At 62.5% G+C, this 18,090-nt stretch carries 14 protein-coding genes; 3 read left to right on the top strand and 11 right to left on the bottom strand.

Annotated elements, in window-relative coordinates:
* Positions 1-394: 394 nt before the first annotated feature.
* The 7 genes from BUC08_RS19975 to BUC08_RS19945 all read right to left on the bottom strand — a co-directional run bounded on the left by BUC08_RS19975 (position 395) and on the right by BUC08_RS19945 (position 9,562).
* A complete protein-coding gene (locus BUC08_RS19975) occupies positions 395-1,534 on the bottom strand; it encodes a M20/M25/M40 family metallo-hydrolase (RefSeq protein ID WP_037932057.1) in 1,140 nt (379 codons plus the stop codon).
* 58 nt (positions 1,535-1,592) lie between these two features.
* Entirely contained in the window at positions 1,593-2,759 is a 1,167-nt protein-coding gene (locus BUC08_RS19970) for a M20 aminoacylase family protein (RefSeq protein WP_037932060.1), read from the bottom strand.
* Positions 2,756-4,441 carry an ABC transporter ATP-binding protein gene (locus BUC08_RS19965; RefSeq protein WP_073194408.1) on the bottom strand — a complete coding sequence of 562 codons (1,686 nt, stop codon included), beginning with the start codon at positions 4,439-4,441 and terminating at the stop codon, positions 2,756-2,758. Before BUC08_RS19965 ends, BUC08_RS19970 begins: the two co-directional genes overlap by 4 nt.
* Position 4,442: 1 nt before the next feature.
* Positions 4,443-5,330: an ABC transporter permease gene (locus tag BUC08_RS19960; RefSeq protein ID WP_037931404.1), complete on the bottom strand. Its 888-nt coding sequence runs from the start codon at positions 5,328-5,330 to the stop codon at positions 4,443-4,445.
* 1 nt (position 5,331) lies between these two features.
* Positions 5,332-6,273, bottom strand: a complete 942-nt coding sequence (locus BUC08_RS19955; protein ID WP_028957835.1) for an ABC transporter permease — start codon at positions 6,271-6,273, stop codon at positions 5,332-5,334.
* A 95-nt stretch (positions 6,274-6,368) separates the two neighbouring features.
* Positions 6,369-7,979, bottom strand: coding sequence for an ABC transporter substrate-binding protein (locus BUC08_RS19950; RefSeq protein ID WP_037931401.1), 1,611 nt, complete (start codon positions 7,977-7,979; stop codon positions 6,369-6,371).
* Positions 7,980-8,038: 59 nt separating this feature from the next.
* Positions 8,039-9,562 carry a M81 family metallopeptidase gene (locus BUC08_RS19945; RefSeq protein ID WP_037931398.1) on the bottom strand — a complete coding sequence of 508 codons (1,524 nt, stop codon included), beginning with the start codon at positions 9,560-9,562 and terminating at the stop codon, positions 8,039-8,041.
* Between the two features lie 131 nt (positions 9,563-9,693).
* Here BUC08_RS19945 and BUC08_RS19940 point away from each other — a divergent pair, with 131 nt between their 5' ends.
* The gene (locus BUC08_RS19940) at positions 9,694-10,503 is read left to right on the top strand and encodes an IclR family transcriptional regulator (protein WP_143186796.1); all 810 of its coding nucleotides are present in this window, start codon (positions 9,694-9,696) and stop codon (positions 10,501-10,503) included.
* A 14-nt stretch (positions 10,504-10,517) separates the two neighbouring features.
* Here the strand turns inward: BUC08_RS19940 and BUC08_RS19935 are convergent, their stop codons facing one another.
* On the bottom strand, positions 10,518-10,820 hold the full coding sequence (locus tag BUC08_RS19935) for an SH3 domain-containing protein (protein ID WP_037931395.1): 303 nt from the start codon (positions 10,818-10,820) through the stop codon (positions 10,518-10,520).
* Positions 10,821-11,015: 195 nt separating this feature from the next.
* On the opposite strand from BUC08_RS19935, the gene BUC08_RS19930 reads away from it, so the two are divergent.
* Positions 11,016-13,268 carry a molybdopterin-dependent oxidoreductase gene (locus tag BUC08_RS19930; protein ID WP_037931392.1) on the top strand — a complete coding sequence of 751 codons (2,253 nt, stop codon included), beginning with the start codon at positions 11,016-11,018 and terminating at the stop codon, positions 13,266-13,268.
* 81 nt (positions 13,269-13,349) lie between these two features.
* Here the strand turns inward: BUC08_RS19930 and BUC08_RS19925 are convergent, their stop codons facing one another.
* A complete protein-coding gene (locus BUC08_RS19925) occupies positions 13,350-13,568 on the bottom strand; it encodes a heavy-metal-associated domain-containing protein (RefSeq protein ID WP_037931389.1) in 219 nt (72 codons plus the stop codon).
* 206 nt (positions 13,569-13,774) lie between these two features.
* On the opposite strand from BUC08_RS19925, the gene BUC08_RS19920 reads away from it, so the two are divergent.
* Positions 13,775-16,291: a heavy metal translocating P-type ATPase gene (locus BUC08_RS19920; RefSeq protein WP_037931386.1), complete on the top strand. Its 2,517-nt coding sequence runs from the start codon at positions 13,775-13,777 to the stop codon at positions 16,289-16,291.
* Between the two features lie 33 nt (positions 16,292-16,324).
* Here BUC08_RS19920 and BUC08_RS19915 read toward each other — a convergent pair whose 3' ends face one another.
* Both BUC08_RS19915 and BUC08_RS19910 read right to left on the bottom strand, forming a co-directional pair.
* On the bottom strand, positions 16,325-17,344 hold the full coding sequence (locus tag BUC08_RS19915; RefSeq protein WP_037931383.1) for a cation diffusion facilitator family transporter: 1,020 nt from the start codon (positions 17,342-17,344) through the stop codon (positions 16,325-16,327).
* Between the two features lie 143 nt (positions 17,345-17,487).
* Complete coding sequence (locus BUC08_RS19910; protein WP_143186795.1) at positions 17,488-18,078, bottom strand: TetR/AcrR family transcriptional regulator; 591 nt, start codon at positions 18,076-18,078, stop codon at positions 17,488-17,490.
* Positions 18,079-18,090: the final 12 nt, after the last annotated feature.

The following is an 18,090-nucleotide window of genomic DNA, read 5'->3' as shown; positions in this document are numbered from 1 at the left end:
GTGCATCACTGCGCCGCCGGTGAAGGGGGTTCTAAGTCTAACACCCAAAACCCGCAACCCCTTTTTTAAACAATATGACAGTTTTCTGAAAAAAATCGGGAACCTGTTTTAAATCAACAGGTTATCGACCTATATCCCTCATCAAATGGTGGATCACCTTCATGTTTCAGGCGCAGGACCCCGGTATTCTTGCGGGAATCTCCGCCCAGGCGTGATTCATCGCCGCGAACTGACCCGAGTCACGTCAGAATCGCGCTTTCGACTGCACCATTTTCGGGATTTCGGGGAATCGGGCAGCCTCGAGGGGGAATCGCACCGGATCAAGAGAGGGTTGGGGCAAGACGACCTCATGATCCACGCGGTCGTCTTCTGCATATAAAAGGGGTCGCGCTGTCTACGCGCCCAGACGGCAATAGAGGGCAGCCGCAAGCTTGGCGCGTTCGACCAGGCTGTCGATCTCGATGTGTTCGGTCAACGTGTGCAGCCCCTTACCGCGCACCCCGATGGAATCGAGCGTGGGCAGACCCAGAAAGCCGGTAAAGTTGCCATCCGAGCCGCCCCCTGCCGAGGCTCCCGACATTTCAAAGCCGATCTCGCCCGCAATCTCCTGTGCCAGTTTCAGCATTGCCATGGTGCCGGGCTGGTTCGGTTCCCATACGGGGCGGGTCACGCCGCGCTTGACCTCCATAATCACGTCGCCGCTGTCCGAGTTAAGCGCCAGCATCTTGGCCACGCCTTCGTCCAACAGCTCCTGCGTCTTGGCCATGCTCAGCACTTCGGCGTCACAAAAGGACGATACGCAGTTCACCCATTGGCCCGCGTGGAACACCCCCAGCGAGAAGGTGCAGTCGTCCGTGGTCATGCCTTCGATCACCGCCACCGACTTTGCCATCTCGGCAATCGCAGACCTGCCTTCGGCCAGCGCCCAACCGGCGTGGCTGGGCTTGCCGCGCGTTTGCAAGTTGAACCGTGCAATCGCATAGCGCCCGATCACCGCGCCGCCGTCCGGGCGGGCCGGTTCGGGGACCAGGATATATTTGTGCCGCTTGGCCTCGGTTTCGATCAGCTCGCGGGTCGAGGGCGTGCCGATTTCCTCGTCCGGCGTAAACAGGACCGTCACTGGCAGCGGTGTTTCCACCCCCGCGGCCAGCAGTTTGCGCAAGGCATCCAAAAACACATAGTTGCCGCCCTTCATGTCCATCAGGCCGGGGCCATAGCAGATGTCGCCTTCACGCTTGAAGGGCAACTGTTTCAGCGTGCCGACAGGGTGCACCGTATCCATATGGCCCAGCAACAGGATACCGCCCTCCCCGGCTTTGGGGTGGGGCATGGTGGCGCGCACGCTGTCGCCCAGCCCCATGCGGCCCGGAATACGTTCGACCCGCGCGCCCAGTGCCGCCAGATCATGCTGGACCACGTCCATCATGCGATTGACGGCAGCGGCGTTGAAGGTCGGGCTTTCGGTTTCGATCCAGGGTTTCAGCCCTGCGATCATTTCGTCTGCGTCAAAGGGCAGATCAAGCGGGTTGGTCATGGTGTCTCCTCCGGTCCGGCGGCGATGCACCGGCAGTTGTCGTGTATAATGTAGCGCCTCAGGCCTTGGGCAGGCGGGTCTCGACGATGCGGGCATAGATAGATGCGCCAACCGGCAGGATGGCATCGTCCAGCACAAATGCGGGATTGTGCAGCGGGATGCTGCCCGCATGGCCCACGCGGCAATAGGCACCCGGCACCACCTTGAGCATGTCTGCAAAGTCTTCGGACCCTGTCGCCTGCTCGGTGCCTTCCGAGGCCATATCCGCTCCGACCACTCCCGCAGCCGCAGCCACATAGGCCGTGGACAGATCCGGGTCGTTCATCAGCACGTCAAAGACATTGCGCAGGTCCACGTCGATCTTGACCCCATAGGCCAGCGCCATGCCTTCACACAGTTCGCGCATACGGCTTTCGGCCATTTCGATCACGTCATCGTGGAAATAGCGGATCGTGCCCGCAATTGTCGCACCACCGGGCACGACGTTATAGGCCGATCCGGAATTGAACTTGGTCACCGACAGCACCAGCGGCTTGGTCGGCGGCGTGTTGCGGCTGACCACCGATTGCAATTGCTGGATCAGCGCCGTGCCGATCACGATCGGGTCCTTGGACTGATGCGGCATCGCCGCGTGACTGCCGGTGCCGGTGATGGTGATGTCAAAGAAACTGGCCCCGGCCATCGCAGGCCCCGGCGTCACGCTGACCACGCCCGGCTCCGAATTCGGATCGTTGTGCATCCCGTAGATTTCGTCGCAGGGGAATTTCTCGAACAGGCCCTCTTCGATCATACGGCGCGCACCGCCTAAGCCCTCTTCGGCGGGCTGAAAGATCAGCACCACAGTGCCGTCGAAATCCCGGGTTTCTGCCAGATAGCGGGCGGCGCCCAGCAGCATCGTGGTGTGCCCGTCGTGGCCGCAGGCATGCATACGCCCCGGATTGGTCGAGCTGTAGGCAACGCCCGAAGCCTCTTCAATCGGCAGCGCATCCATATCGGCACGCAGACCGACGCGGCGGTTGCCGCCGCCCTGCCCCTTGATCAGACCGACAACGCCAGTACCGCCCAGACCTTCGTGCACCTCGTCCACGCCATAAGCGCGCAGTTTCTCGGCCACGATGGCCGCCGTGCGGGTTTCCTCGAACCCAAGCTCGGGATGCGCGTGAAAATCGCGACGAATCTCGGTCAGCTCGGCCGCGAAGGCTTCGATTTTGGGGATAACACTCATGAGATGGCTCCTTGTGTTGCGCGCATTGTCTCCAGCGCGCGGAAATTGGCAAAGTCCCAATGGCGGCCCGGAGCCGCTTCGATCAGTTTGCGTGTGTAGTCGTGACTGGGATTGGCCAGAACCTCGCCCGCGGGGCCATGTTCGACGACCAATCCTTTTTGCATCACCAGAACCTCGTCACAGATCTGTGCCGCGACGCGCAGGTCGTGGGTGATGAACAACATGGCAATGCCAAAGCGGTCCTGAACATCGTCCAGCAGGTCCAGCACCTGCGCCTGCACGCTGACATCCAGCGCCGACACGGCCTCATCCGCGACCAACAGGTCAGGCTTCATCGCCACGGCGCGTGCAATGGCAAGCCGCTGGCGCTGTCCACCCGAGAACTGGTGCGGATAGCGGTCCAGCGCATCGCGCGGCAGGTTCACCAGTTCAAGCAGTTCGGCGGCATGAGCCATCGCATCGGCCTTTGACGTGCCAAAGTTGATCGGCCCCTCGCACAGGCTGCGCGCCACGGTCCAGCGCGGGTTCAGCGACCGGTACGGGTCCTGGAACACGATCTGGAAATGTTTCCGGTGCGGCTGCAACTGGCGACGGCTCAGCCGCGCGATCTCCTTGCCTGCCACGGTCACGGCACCGCCCGTGGGGTCGATCAGCCGCATGACACAGCGCGCCACCGTGGACTTGCCCGATCCGCTCTCACCAACAATGCCCAGTGTCCGGCCCGGCGCGATGGAAAAGTTCACATCTTGCGCCGCCTTGACCCCTGCCGACTTCCGGAAAAACCCGGTACCGCCATAGGTCATCTCGAGGCCTTCGACCTTGATGACATCGCCCGCCCCTGCCGCCGCACGCGCAGGGCGCGGTGCAAGGTTGGGCACAGCCGCCAGCAGGGTGCGGGTATATTCCTCTTTCGGGTTGGTCAGCAGTTCACGGATGGGCGCGCGTTCGACGATGCGGCCCTTTTGCATCACACTGACAGTATCGGCGATTTCCGCCACCACGCCCATATCGTGCGTGATGAACAGCACCGCGGTGCCATGGCGTTCCTGCATTTCCGAGATCAGCTTGAGGATCTGCAACTGCGTGGTCACGTCCAGCGCCGTTGTCGGCTCGTCCGCGATCAGCAGGTCGGGATCAAGGATCAGGGCCATGGCGATCATGATGCGCTGGCGCTGACCACCAGAAAGCTGGTGCGGAAAAGCCGAATAGATACGTTCCACATCGGGCAGGTGAACCTGCTCCATCATGTCGATGGTGCGCTTCTTGGCCTCTGCGCGGGACATTTCGGTGTGCATGTTCAGCACTTCTTCGATCTGCTCGCCCACCCGCAGCACGGGGTTCAGCGCCGTCATCGGTTCCTGAAAGATCATCGCAATCCGCCGCGCCCGCAACTCGCGCATCTGCGCAGGCTTGGCGTTGGTGATCTCGGCGCCTTCCAGTTCGATCAACCCGCCCTGTATCTCCAGCGCGTCCTTGGGCAACAGGCCCATGACCGCCAGCGAGGTCACCGATTTGCCCGAGCCGCTTTCACCCACAAGACAGTGGGTTTCGCCCGCGCGGATATCCAGGTCGATCCCGTTCAGGACGGGGTCGGCGTCGGGTCGCCCGGTCAGGCCGACACTGAGCTGGCGCAGTTTGAGAACGCGTTTGGCGTCGCTGAAGTCTTTGGATTTGAATTCCATCTTATCCCTCCCGCTTTTTCATGCGTGGGTCCAGCAGATCACGCGCGGTGTCGCCCAACAGGTTGATCGCCAGAATGCACAGCGACAACATCAGCCCCGGCCAGAAGATCAGCCCTGGCTTGATCTGAAAATAGCTGCGTCCTTCGGCCATGATATTTCCCCACGTCGGGATTTCCGTCGACACGCCCGCCCCCAGAAAGCTGAGGATCGCCTCGATCAGGATCGCCGAGGCGCAGATATAGGTGCCCTGCACGATCAGCGGCGCAAAGGTGTTGGGCATCAGGTGTTGCATCAGGATTTTCGGCATCGATGAGCCCAGCGCGATCGCCGCCTCGACATATGGCTCTTCGCGCGCAGACAGCACGACCGACCGCACCAGCCGGACCACGCGCGGCACTTCGGGAATCGTGATGGCGACGATCACCGACCCCAGGCTGGGACCGTTCAGCGCCACCAGCGCAATCGCGAGCAGGATGGCGGGGATGGCCATCAGGCTGTCCATGATACGCATGATGATACTGTCGGCGGTGCGGAAATACCCCGCGACCAAACCGATGATCAGCCCGACCGCCACGCTGACCGCCGCCGCACCGATACCGATCAGCAGCGACACCCGCCCGCCGGTCATCACCCGGCTAAAGATGTCGCGGCCATAGGGGTCTGTGCCCAGCAGAAACTCTGGCGAAGGCGGCTTGAGCCGCGCCATCGCGTTCATCGCCAGCGGATCGTAGGGCACGTAATAGGGTGCCAGCAGGGCCGCCATCACGATGATCACCAGGATCACAGCGGCAAGGATCGGACCGATGCCGACCCGGGCGCCTGCGGGCAAGGAAAACAGACCGGTGAGGACCTGAAAGGCACTGTGTCGGGATTGAGGAGTTTCGGCCATGTCAGTACCTGATCCTTGGGTCGAAGAATGAATAGGAGATATCAACCAGCAAGTTGACCATCACATAGATGCCCGCCGTCAGCAGGATCATCGCCTGGATCACCGGATAGTCGCGCGCCAGGATGGCATCGACGGTCAGCCGCCCGATGCCGGGGATGTTGAACACGCTTTCGGTCACCACCACGCCCGAGATCAGCAGCGCAAAGCCGGTGCCGATGATCGTCAGGATCGGCACGGCCGCATTGCGCAGCGCGTGACGGAACAGCACGACATTCTCGCGCACGCCCTTGGCGCGGGCAGTGCGGATATAGTCTTCGCCCAGCACTTCCAGCATCGACGCGCGGGTCATCCGCGCGATCAGTGCAATATAGATCGTGGCCAGCGTCAGCGACGGCAGGATCGCGCGGCTGAAGAAGGCACCAAACCCTTCCGAGGGGGCCTTGTACCCCTGCACCGGCACCCAGCGCAGGTCGATCGCAAAGATCTGGATCAGGATATAGCCGATCACAAAGACCGGCACCGAAAAGCCCAGAACCGAAAAGGACATGACCAGGAAATCGACCCATGTGCGGTGACGCCATGCGGCAATCACGCCCATCGGCACGGCCAGCAGGACCGAGATCACGATGGTCATCAACGCGATGTTGATGGTTGGCCCCAATCGGGCGCCGACCATTCCGGCGACCGATGTGTTCGACAACAGCGACGTGCCCAGATCGCCCCGCGCCAATTGTCCCATCCATGTCATGAATTGCGTCAGCAGCGGATCGTTCAGACCCAGACTGTCGCGGATGCGTTCAAGTTGCGCAGGTGTCGCCGCATCTCCGGCAAGGATCGCAGCCGGATCACCCGGCGTCAGGCGCAGCAGCAGGAACACGAAGATGGCGACAATCACCATCACCGGGATCGTGGCCAGCACGCGCTTAAGAATATAGACGAACATGCGGGATGCTCCTTGGGGTTGGTCGGGCGGGATGCGTCAGGCGCACAGTTTAATGAGGAAAGGGGCGCACGCTGCCGCGCGCCCCTTGTTTGCGCTTATTCAGCTTCTTTGGTCACGTTCCAGAACACCGGCACCGGCGACGGCAGCATGTTCTGGATGGTGTTGCGACGCGCCTGCGGGATCAGGTATTCACCCATCATGAAGTAGTTGACGTTCGTCATGACGTGTTCCTGGATTTTCTCCGCGACCTCTTTTTGCGCGGCGGCATCAGGGGCGGCCACAAAGGCTGCGCGCAGCTCTTCGATCTCGGGGTCTGTCGGCCAGCCGAACCATGCGTCGTCTCCGCGTCCGTTGACCATCACGTTGATCAGCGGATCAGAGATTTCGGGCACCATCCAGTTGGTAAAGAACAGGTTCCAGCCACCTTCGCTGACCGGGTTCTGCTGGGCGCGACGTTGCACAACCGACTGCCAGTCCATGGATTGCAGATCGACCTCAAAGCCCGCCTCGCGCAGGGCCTGCGCCGCCACAACCGGCTGGTTTATCAGGCTGACCACATCCGTGGGTGCCATCAACGTGACCGGCGTGCCGTCATAGCCTGCCTCCTCCAGCAGCGCCTTGGCCTTTTCGATGTTGGCCCCGCCGGTCAGGTCTTCGGACCCGGCTTCGCTGCCCAACGGAGTCGAGCACCCAAAGATCGCGCCACAGACGTTATAGTATTCGGGATCGCCCTGCATGGTCGCCAGCATCGATTCCTGGTCCAACGCGGCCATGGCCGCCTGACGGATCAGCTGGTTGTCGAAGGGAGGCAGCAGGAAGTTGGGGCGGCCCACGGCGACATAGCCCAGTTCGTCCCGCTTTTCGACGGTGACATCGGGGTTCGAGGAAAGGATCGGCAACAGGTCGATCTGCACCTGCTCCAGATAGTCGATCTCGCCCGCCGACAGCGCGTTGATCGCGGTCAGCGCGTCCGGCATTGTCGTCCAGACGACCTTATCGACGTTGACGACCTTGCCGCCCGCCATCCAGGATGCCGGCTCTTCGCGGGGTACGTAATCGTCGAATTTCTCGTATGTGACCGATACACCGGGTTCATATTCGTCAGCATTGAAGACGAAGGGACCGGAACCGATGTATTCGGTGATGGTCTCGTCGGGCGACGTGGCCGCGATCCGTGCCGGCATGATGAACGGCGGCACAGCCGACTGTTTGGAGATCACATCCAGCAGGGGCGCGAAAGGTTCACTCAGGGTCCAGACGACGGTTTTTTCATCGGTGGCCTCAAGGCTCGCCGTCACGTCAAAGATCAGCTGACCGCCCGAGTCGCGCTTGCCCCAGCGGTTCAGCGAGGCAACTACGTCTTCAGATGTCACCGGCGCGCCATCGTGGAACAGCAAACCGTCGCGCAGCGTAAAGGTATAGACCAGACCGTCGTCGGATACTTCCCAGCTTGCCATCTGTGGTTGCGGTTCAAAGTTTTCATCAACGGCTGTCAGCACGTCATAGATCATATAGGCGTGGTCGCGGGTGATGTGCGCCGTGGTGATGACCGGATCAAGAACGCGCAACCCCGAGTGCATAACGGCAGTCAGTGTTTTCTCACCGTCCTGGGCCAGCAACGCGCTGGGGGCCATCAGGGCCGTGCCCGTGGCCAAAGCCGCAGCAAGGCCGCGGGTGGTTTTCAAAGCAGATCTTAGTGTCAGCATTTTTTGTTTCCCTTGTTGGTTTTCGCTGGTGGTTAAAGCGCGACAGGGTTCTGCCGCGATCAAGGCGCGCCGGGGTTGGCACGCGCAGTCTTGAAAGCAGGGCCGTTCGGGCACAGGCGCAACCCTTCGCGCAGCCGCGTGAATGGCAGGTCGGCGGGATTGAACGGCATCGGCCCGGGGGCAACGGCCACGATGATCTCGCGGGCGATGGGTGTAAAATCGGCGCGAAAATGGGTCGAGCTTTTGACAACCAGTATCGCCTGCTCTTCTGGTATGACGCCCACAAAACGGAACATCTCGCGGTCGGCCATCTGGGCGATGCGGCTGGTCACCACCACCGACACACCACCGATGCGCAGGCACGCGGATGGGCCGAAATCCAGATGGGTGCCGCCATAATAGGGACCTGTCGCCTGCATCCTGCCATCAGAGAGAAAGGCAACCTCGGCCTCCACTTCAACCGGCAGAATATCAGGCAACGCCGCGTGACCGCCGATGCGAAAGCGGGCCGTCGCCCCCTGCCCCGCGGCATGGGCCTCACGGGCCGTTTCGGGATCAACGATCAGCCCGATGGCGGCGCCTTGGGCATTGGCATCGACCAGCGCGCGCAACATCCCCGTCGTGGCAGACACACCACCCGCACCGGGGTTATCCTGGGTGTCGGCGATTATGACCGGACCCGCGCCCGCCCCGCCCGCTGCGGCCTGGGCATAGGCGACCGCATCGTCCGGCTGATAGGTGACATTGTCGAAATCTGATTCAACCGCCTCATACGCGGCTGCAATCGCATCGGCAGCGCGGTCTGCCGCCTCTTGAGTTTCGGCGAACGCAATCGCGCAAGGCCCGCAATCTGGAATGTCCGCCGCCGGAAATCCCATGAACAGCGACGCAGTCAACGCGCCATCGGCCTCGACCGTCTCCAGCCCCTCATAGAGCGCACGGGCCGGGGACAGATCGGTGCTCTGGAACGGGATCGGCACCAGATAGGACATCTGCCGAAACGCCTTGGCCGGGCGCTGGCCGGTACGCATCAACTGGTCCAGAAGTCGCGCCGCAGATGCACCGGTATCGGCCATGTCGATGTGCGGATAGGTGCGGAACCCCACCAGCACGTCGACGGTATCCACAAAGGCTTGGGAAATGTTGCCGTGCAGGTCCAGCGCCGCCGCGATGGGCACGTCGGGCCCCACGACGGCACGCACGCGGGCCGCAATCTCACCCTCGCCGTCGTCGACATGATCGGCGACCATCGCGCCGTGCAGGTCCAGAAATACCCCGTCCAACGGCCCCGCAGCGCGGATACCTTCGACTATGTCACCCAGGATCTGTTCAAACGCCTGTTCCGTCACCGGTGCCGAGGGGATCGCCCCCGCCCACAGGACCGGAACCGTATCCCATCCCTTTTCGGCAGCCACACCAAGCGCACCTGACATACCCAGATTGACGCTGCGCAGGGCTTCAAACATCTGCGCGCCCTTAACCAACGGAACGTATCCACCGCCCGCCTGGAACGCGGCCATATCCGCCGGATCGGGCGCAAAGGTATTCGTCTCGTGCAGAAAGCCTGCCAAGGCTACTTTCATGAAATCCCCATCCTCTTGCCCGGCCCCTGTCGTGGAACATTAACTGAGCAAGTGTATTGCATAGCGATACATGTGTATCGTATCTCAATCATAGGAATGATTCTTCGTTCACGTCAACACAGAGGTATTTGATGCCCAGCATTCTGCGTTCGGATTCGCCCAAAGCGACCAATTTCCAAGCAGAGGAAGATCGGCTTTTTGTGCGATCCGCAGCGCGATCAATGCAAGTGCTCAGCGCCTTTCACCATGCAGATCGCCCCCTGAGCCTCGCGAATATTGCGGAACGGGCAGGCATAGACAGGTCGGCGGCACAACGGCTGGTGCACACGCTGCTGCAACTGGGTTACGTCCGACGCAGCGCCGATGACCGGGGGTATCTTCCGGGGCTCAGGTTGCTGGACCACACGCTGGACACGTTGCGTATGGACCCGGTGGTTCAAAAGGCGACGCCGGTGCTGCTGGAGCTGCGCAAGACCGTCGCCGAACGCGTCGACCTGAGCCTGTTTGACGAAACCCGACTGATCTACGCCCTGCGCATGCAAAGCAAACGCGAAACCTTTTACGCGACCCTTGTGGGCCACAGCATCCCGACCTTTTGCACCGCCGGTGGCCGCGCCGTCCTGTCCGCCATGCCCGACGATGCGGTGCGCGATGTGATCGGACGCACACCGCTGCATGCCTACACGTCCAAGACGCAGACCGACCCGGAAAAAATACTGGACGCAATCCGCACGGCGCGGCGCGAAGGTTTCGCACTGCTGTACGATGAATTTGTTCTGGGCGAGGTGGCCATCGGCGTGGCCATCACCGGACGGGACGGCAGCCCGCTGGGCGCAATCCATGTCGCGGCGTCACTGTCGGAATGGACACCCGAGGATTTCGCCCACCAAGCCGCCCCAGTCGCCATCGAAGCCGCGCGGGCCATCGTCGGCAGCCTTTGAGCACGCCAGCCGGATCAATGCTTGCGCAGGTAAGCCCAAGACACATGTCCCTTCATCGCGCGCGCCGCCTTGAGCGACACTTCGCACCAGCGCGTACCGCCGGTCTGCGTACAGCTGTGAACCCGCAGGACCGTGCCGTTCGGCAGCCCCAGAATCACCTTGTAGCCCGTACCCGGACCGGCCCGCATTTTCAGCATGTCGTCATCATCCACGCCGGTGACTTCAAAATCCCCAAGCGAGGCGGCCATTGCCGGTCCGATGGGGGATAGGGTGGCCAGCATCGCTGACACAACTGCAAGAAGGATGGCTTTGCGCATCTTTATCTCCTGTTTACTGCCTCGACGTCCTTCGTAGTCATTCCGCCGCCCGAAAGGAACCTACAGATGAAGCATAAGCGGCGTTGGCCCACCGCCCAAATCGTCCTGACGCGCGGTATGGGTCTTTCATTTGACGGCGGCCAAGCCTAGCTTCGCCGCAAATCGACATTCCAATATCCGCAAAGGAACCTCAAAATGGCCGACATCTCAGGCACCCGCACCAAGGTCACGACGAGCCACTGGGGTGCTTTCGAGGTCGATGTCGCAAACGACAGGATCGTGGCCACGCGCCCTTTTGCGGCCGACCCGCATCCCTCGGCCATTCCCGACATCCTGCCCGAGGCCGTACATCATCACACCCGCGTCGCGCGCCCGTCCATCCGGCGCGGCTGGCTGGAAACGCGCACCCCCGCCGGTCGGGGCAGCGACACCTTCGTTGAATTGCCCTGGGACGAGGCGCTGGACATTGCCGCCGCCGAACTGGACCGCGTCCGCAAAACCCATGGCAACAACGCCATCTACGGCGGCTCCTACGGTTGGGGATCAGCCGGACGGTTTCACCATGCACAAAGCCAGGTACACAGGTTTCTGAACACGGCGGGCGGCTATGTGGCGTCTTTCGGCAGCTATTCGACCGGCTGCGCGCAGGCGATCATGCCCCATGTCATTGGCGAGAACTTTCTGAAGTTCCTCTACGAACACCAGGACGGCTGGCAGACGATACATGACAACACCGAAACGCTGGTCATGTTCGGCGGGGTCAATCCGAAGAATGCCCAGGTCAGCATGGGCGGCATCACCGAACACGAAACCGCAGGATGGTTCGACCGCTTTGCCGCCAAGGGCATGCGCTGTGTCAACATCGGACCGCAACGGGTGGATGCACCCGATATTTGCGAATGGCTTCCGCTCCGCCCCGGCTCGGACACTGCCTTGATGCTGGCGCTGGCCTATGTGCTGGAAGACGAAGGCCTGGCAGATCACGCGTTCCTTGAACGCTACACCGTCGGGTTCGACCGCTTTCGTCCCTATCTGTTGGGACAGACCGACGGCCAGCCCAAGACGCCCGAATGGGCCGCCCCCCTGTGCGGCGCTGAACCGGACGCGATCCGCGAACTGGCGCGGCGCATGGCCACGACCCGCACACTGATCACCGTCGCGTGGTCGTTGCAACGGGGCGAACATGGCGAACAGCCCTATTGGATGTCCGCAGTGCTGGCCGCGATGATTGGCCAGATCGGTCTGCCCGGCGGCGGCATCGGCTACGGCTATGGCGCCATCGGCGGGGTCGGAAAATCGCTGAAAGGAATGAGCGGCATGACCTTTTCCCAAGGTCAGAACCCCGTCAACACGGTCATCCCCGTCGCCCGCGTGGCCGACATGCTGCGCAATCCTGGCCAGATGTATGACTTTAACGGAACCCGCGCGCCCTATCCCGATATCCGCCTGGTCTATTGGGCGGGCGGCAATCCGTTCCATCACCACCAGGACCTGAACGCCCTGCACGAGGCATGGCAGCGCCCCGAAACGATCATCGTCAACGAACCATGGTGGACCGCAACCGCCAAGCGCGCGGACATCGTCTTTCCCGCGACCACACCCTACGAGCGTGAGGACATCGGGCGCACCAGCATGGACGATTACCTGTTCCACATGCCGCGCCTGATCACGCCTGTGGGTGACGCACGCGACGATTATGCCATCTTTACAGGCCTGGCACAGCGGATGGGTCTGGGCGAGGCTTTTACCGAAGGCAAGGACGCAGATGCCTGGATCGAAATCCTCTATCAGGAGTATCGCGAACGGGCTGCCCTTCAGGGTATCGAGGTGCCCGATCTGGACGGCCTGAGAGCACAAAACTGGGTGCATCTGCCGATCCAGAAAAGCGGCCCCAACCGGACGTTTTTCGCACTGTTCCGCGAAGACCCCGATGCAATGCCGTTGAAAACACCATCGGGCAAGATCGAGATCTTTTCCGCAACCATCGACGGCTTTGGCTATGATGACTGTCCCGGTCATCCGGTCTGGCTGCCCCCGACCGAATGGCTTGGCACGGCGACAGCCGCCACGCCGCTGCATCTGGTGTCGCCGCAACCGGGCGACAAACTGCACAGCCAGCTGGAAAGCGCGCTGGCCGATGTGCCCGGCGCACGGCCAGAAACGCTGGTCATCCACCCCGAGGACGCCGCCGAACGCGGCGTTCAAACCGGCGATATGGTGCGCGTGTTCAACGCCCGCGGGGCCTGCCGCGCGCGGGCCTCTGTCAGCGACAGCATCCGTCAGGGCGTGGTCGCGCTGCCAACAGGTGCATGGTTTGGCGATCCCGGCGAGAATATGGACCCGCACGGCAACCCCAACACGCTGACCCGCGACCTTGGCACCTCGCGTCTGGGCCAGGGATGCAGCGCCCACACAACGCTTGTGGACGTCTGCAGGCTAGAAGGCTGACCCAGCGCCACCTGAAAAATCACGAACGGTTGGTGCCCTGCCATCGGCAGGATGGCCGCGCGACGGTGGCGCAAAACGCCCTCAGACCACCGTCGGCGTAAAACCTGCACCTTCCAAAGCCGCGCGCGCCGTTTCGGCGTCACCTGCGACCTGAACCATATGTGTGGGCAGATCGACGTTGACGGCAGCGTCCGGCAGCACTTGCGCCAGAGCGCCGCGCACCGATTTTTCGCAATGCCCGCAGGTCATGTCCGGCACGTGGAACCGTGCAGCGGTGGGTGTGATGATGTTTTCGTTCATTGGATATGTCCTCTGGTCCGCCCAATTCGGGCACCTGTGCGCGACAACGCGGCTGCCGCTGAAACGGTTACGTTGGACACAGATGGGGGTTCCAGCCACTGGAGAGTCAAGGGGGCAGATATTTCTTTCGGCACCCCCTTTACCTTCCAGCAACTGGAGACCCTATGTAGGGGGCAATCACCTCTCACCACACGGGATGCACTGCGATGGAAACGGCAAATACCCTAGTTCTGCGGGTCGACGGCATGTCATGCGCCTCATGCGTCGGGCGGGTCGAAAAAGCGCTGAGCGCGATGCCCGGCGTGCAAGAGGCACAAGTGAACCTCGCCACCGAAACCGCCCGCATCCGCCACGATGGCACCGTCACCGCTGCGGCTTTGACCGATACGCTGGACACCGCCGGCTACCCTGCACGCACGCTGGACACCGTCCTTGAGGTTGCCGACATGACCTGTGCCTCTTGCGTGGGGCGTGTGGAAAAGGCGTTGAACGCGCTGCCCGGCGTGACACTGGCCCAGGTCAACCTGGCCACAGGACGCGCCGCCGTGCGGTATGTCGATGGCACTGTCACCCCGACCCAGATTGCCGCCACCGCGACCCGCGCGGGCTATCCGGCAAAAGTCCATGCCGCCGGACAGGCGGATGACACCACCACCCGCAAAGAGGAAGAAGCCGCCGACCTGCGCCGTTCGGTGCTGCTGTCCGCGGCGCTGGCGCTGCCGGTGTTCGTTCTGGAAATGGGCGGGCATATGATTCCGGCCTTTCACATGTGGGTTCACAACACCATCGGCACCCAGACGTCCTGGGTGATCCAGTTCGTTCTGACCACGCTTGTGCTGATCGGCCCGGGACGCATGTTCTATGCCAAGGGAATCCCCGCCCTGCTGCGGGCCGCACCGGATATGAACAGCCTGGTCGCGGTTGGCACACTGGCGGCCTATGCCTATTCCGTCATCGCAACCTTTCTGCCCCACCTGCTGCCCGAAGCGGTGCGCGCGGTCTATTTCGAAGCGGCGGCGGTCATCGTCGTTCTGATCCTGATCGGTCGCTGGCTTGAGGCGCGCGCCAAGGGCCGTACCGGCGCTGCAATCCAGACGTTGCTGGGGCTTCAGGCCCGCACGGCCAACGTCGAACGGGACGGCGTCATCATGGAACTGGCCATCGACGACATACGTGCAGGCGACATTCTGGTCGTGCGCCCCGGCGAACGGGTGGCCGTGGACGGTGAGATTGTCGATGGCAACAGCCACGTCGACGAAAGCATGATCACGGGCGAGCCGGTGCCTGTAACCAAGGGGACCGGCGACATCGTGACCGGCGGCACGGTCAACGGCACAGGCGGGTTCCGCTTTCGTGCGACACGTGTGGGCGGCGACACGACGCTGGCCCAGATCATCCGCATGGTCGAAGAGGCGCAAGGCGCGCGCCTGCCGATCCAGGGCCTGGTGAACCGGATCACCCTGTGGTTCGTCCCTGCAATCATGGGCATCGCGGCGCTGACAGTGCTGGCGTGGCTGCTGCTCGCCCCGGCCCCTGCGCTGACCTATGCCCTGGTCGCGGGCGTATCGGTTCTGATCATCGCCTGCCCTTGCGCCATGGGCCTGGCGACGCCCACGTCGATCATGGTCGGCACCGGACGCGCGGCGGAATTGGGCGTGCTCTTCCGCAAGGGCGATGCCCTGCAAGAGCTGTGCGAGGTCGAAGTGGTTGCGCTGGACAAGACCGGCACCGTGACCGAAGGACGTCCCGAGCTGACCGATCTGATACTGGCTGACGGGTTCGAGCGGGCCGAGGTTCTGGCGCTGGTCGCAGCGGTCGAGGAACGCTCTGAACATCCCATCGGACAGGCCATTGTCCGCGCGGCCCAGTCCGAGGGCGTGGCGCGCCATGAGGTGAGCGATTTCACCGCAATCGCAGGCTATGGCGTCCGCGCCCAGGTCGCGGGACGTAGCGTGCTGGTGGGCGCGGATCGCCTGATGTCGCGCGACGGCATCGATACGGGCGCGCTGGCACAGCTCGAGACGTCATTGGCGCAATCGGGACGTTCCGCGCTGTTTGCGGCAATCGACGGGCGCATCGCGGCGGTGATCGGCGTGGCCGATCCGGTGAAACCCTCCAGCGCCGCCGCCATCGCCGCCCTGCGCGCCCAAGGGTTGCAGGTCGCCATGATCACCGGCGACAAACGCGAGACAGCCGATGCGATTGCCGCTGAGCTGGGCATCGACCACGTGATCGCAGGCGTTCTGCCCGACGGCAAAGTCGCCGCGATCAACACCCTTCGCACCGGCGGGCGCAAGGTGGCCTTTGTCGGGGACGGCATTAACGACGCACCTGCATTGGCGCACGCCGACGTTGGCATTGCCATTGGCACCGGCACGGACGTGGCCATTGAATCGGCCCATGTGGTGCTGATGTCCGGGGATTTGCGTGGGGTGGTCAACGCCTTTGCCGTGTCCCGTGCAACCATGCGCAACATCCGGCAGAACCTGTTCTGGGCCTTTGGCTATAACACCGCGCTGATCCCGGTGGCGGCGGGCGTGCTGTACCCCGCGTTCGGCGTGCTGCTGTCGCCAGTGCTGGCGGCCGGGGCGATGGCCCTGTCGTCGGTCTTCGTGCTCAGCAACGCACTGCGCTTGCGCAGGGTCAGGGCGCAGATGGACGAAGGTGACCAACCGCGTCCGCCCATGAGGGATGCAAAGGCGGCACCTGTGGCGGCTGAGTAACACCCGCCCACCACACCGCGACCGGCGTGAAAATCATGCAGGCTTGGGACTGTGGTGGTGTGCGTGGGCATGGTGGTCGTGATCATGATCATGATCGCCCGCGCCTTCGACATCGGGGTCCAGTGCGCAAACCGCATCGCTTTGACCAAAGTCCACTTCAATGGTCGAATGCGAAATCCCGTATTCCTGCGCCAGCAGGCTTTTGACCTCGGACAGGGCAATGGCCGGATCGGTTCCCTCGGCCAGCTGCACGTCCATCGTCGCCACAGGCTGTCCCGAGGTGATCGACCAGACATGCACGTGGTCGACATGGATCAGACCGGGAACCCGCGCGACCAGCGTCTCTTTCAGATCCGACACCACGACATTGCCCGGCGTGCCTTCCATCAGCACGTTCAGCGACGCCTTGAGCAGCGCCCAAGCCGAGCGCAGGACGATGGCCGACAACAGCACCGACAGGATCGGGTCAATCGGGGTCCAGCCGGTGAAATAAATGGCAATCGCCGCCACGATGGCCGCGACCGATCCCAGCAGGTCGCCCATCACATGCACCATCGCCCCCCTGATGTTGACATGTGCGGTGTCACCCTTTGACAGCATCCAGAAGACACCGCAGTTGACCACCAGACCCAGCACCGCAATCACCATCATCGGTCCCGCCAGCACGGGCGCCGGTTCCAGCAGCCGCTGCACCGCCTCGTAGGCGATCCAGAGCACCAGCAGGATCAGCGAAATCGCGTTGATAAAACCTGCGAGAATTTCGAAACGCATGTAGCCAAAGGTGCGCTTGTCATCCCGTTTGCGGCGGCCAAAACGGAAGCCCGCCCAGGACAACGCCAATGCGGCGGCATCCGTGAACATGTGCCCCGCATCGGCAATAAGTGCCAAGGACCCGGACAACAGCCCGCCGATGAGCTCGGCGAACATGAAGCCAAAGGTCAGGAGGAAACCGACCAATACGACTTTTTCATTGCTGGCGCTGACATCGGGGGCGTGGCTGTGCACCCCGTCGTGATCGTGGCCCGCGTGGTCATGGTCGTGGTCGTGGGACATGGCAGGGACTTTCAGTTGGTTATGTCGTGACGCGGCGCAATCAAAGCAACACAGGGCCGGGCGCGACAGAAATCAGCCTAACAGCACCGAATACCGGCCTCAAGGTAAGCAATGTGGTTGAAATCGTCGCCCGCCGCTTTGCGTCAGCTTGCAAACCCGGCAGCGCAAAAGCGGACAAGATGGGCAAGCTGATCCTGCTCGGTCGATCCGCCGGCCCCCAAGTCACCAATCCGGTTCTTCGAGGTCAGCAACGCGAGCATGGCCGAAACAGAAAAAACAAAGCTTTCGGCGACCTGCTGTCTGGACGCATGCGGCAGCTGCAACAGGATTTCCTCGATAAAAATCGTGGCGGTCGGATCGAAACATTGCCCGGAGATTTCCCGCCAACGGTCATCGACCGACACGAAAGCAACCAGACGTGCATAGTTCCGCCACCCCGGCTCTTCTTCCGACAGGGCAAAGAAGGGCCGCATAAAGGCGTCCAGAATTCCATTCAGGGACAATGTGCCGCTGCCCTTCGCCTGTTCCAGCGATTGCAGACGTGCGCGCGACAAGGTCTCGGCGCGGCGCGCCACAGCCTGTTGAAACAGCGCCTCTTTGCCGCCACCGTGATGGTGGATCGTGCCGATAGGCTCCCCCGCTTCGGCTGCGATGTCACGAATCGTGGCACCGTCGAAACCGCGGTGGGCAAACACCAGTTCTGCCGCATCAAGAACCCGTTCACGCGTCGCCAAGGATCGCTTGGA

The sequence above is a fragment of the Pseudosulfitobacter pseudonitzschiae genome (assembly GCF_900129395.1).
Classification (GTDB): Bacteria; Pseudomonadota; Alphaproteobacteria; order Rhodobacterales; family Rhodobacteraceae; genus Pseudosulfitobacter; species Pseudosulfitobacter pseudonitzschiae.
The sequence above is the reverse complement of the archived record's forward strand: the minus strand, read 5'-3'. Positions and strand labels throughout refer to the sequence as shown.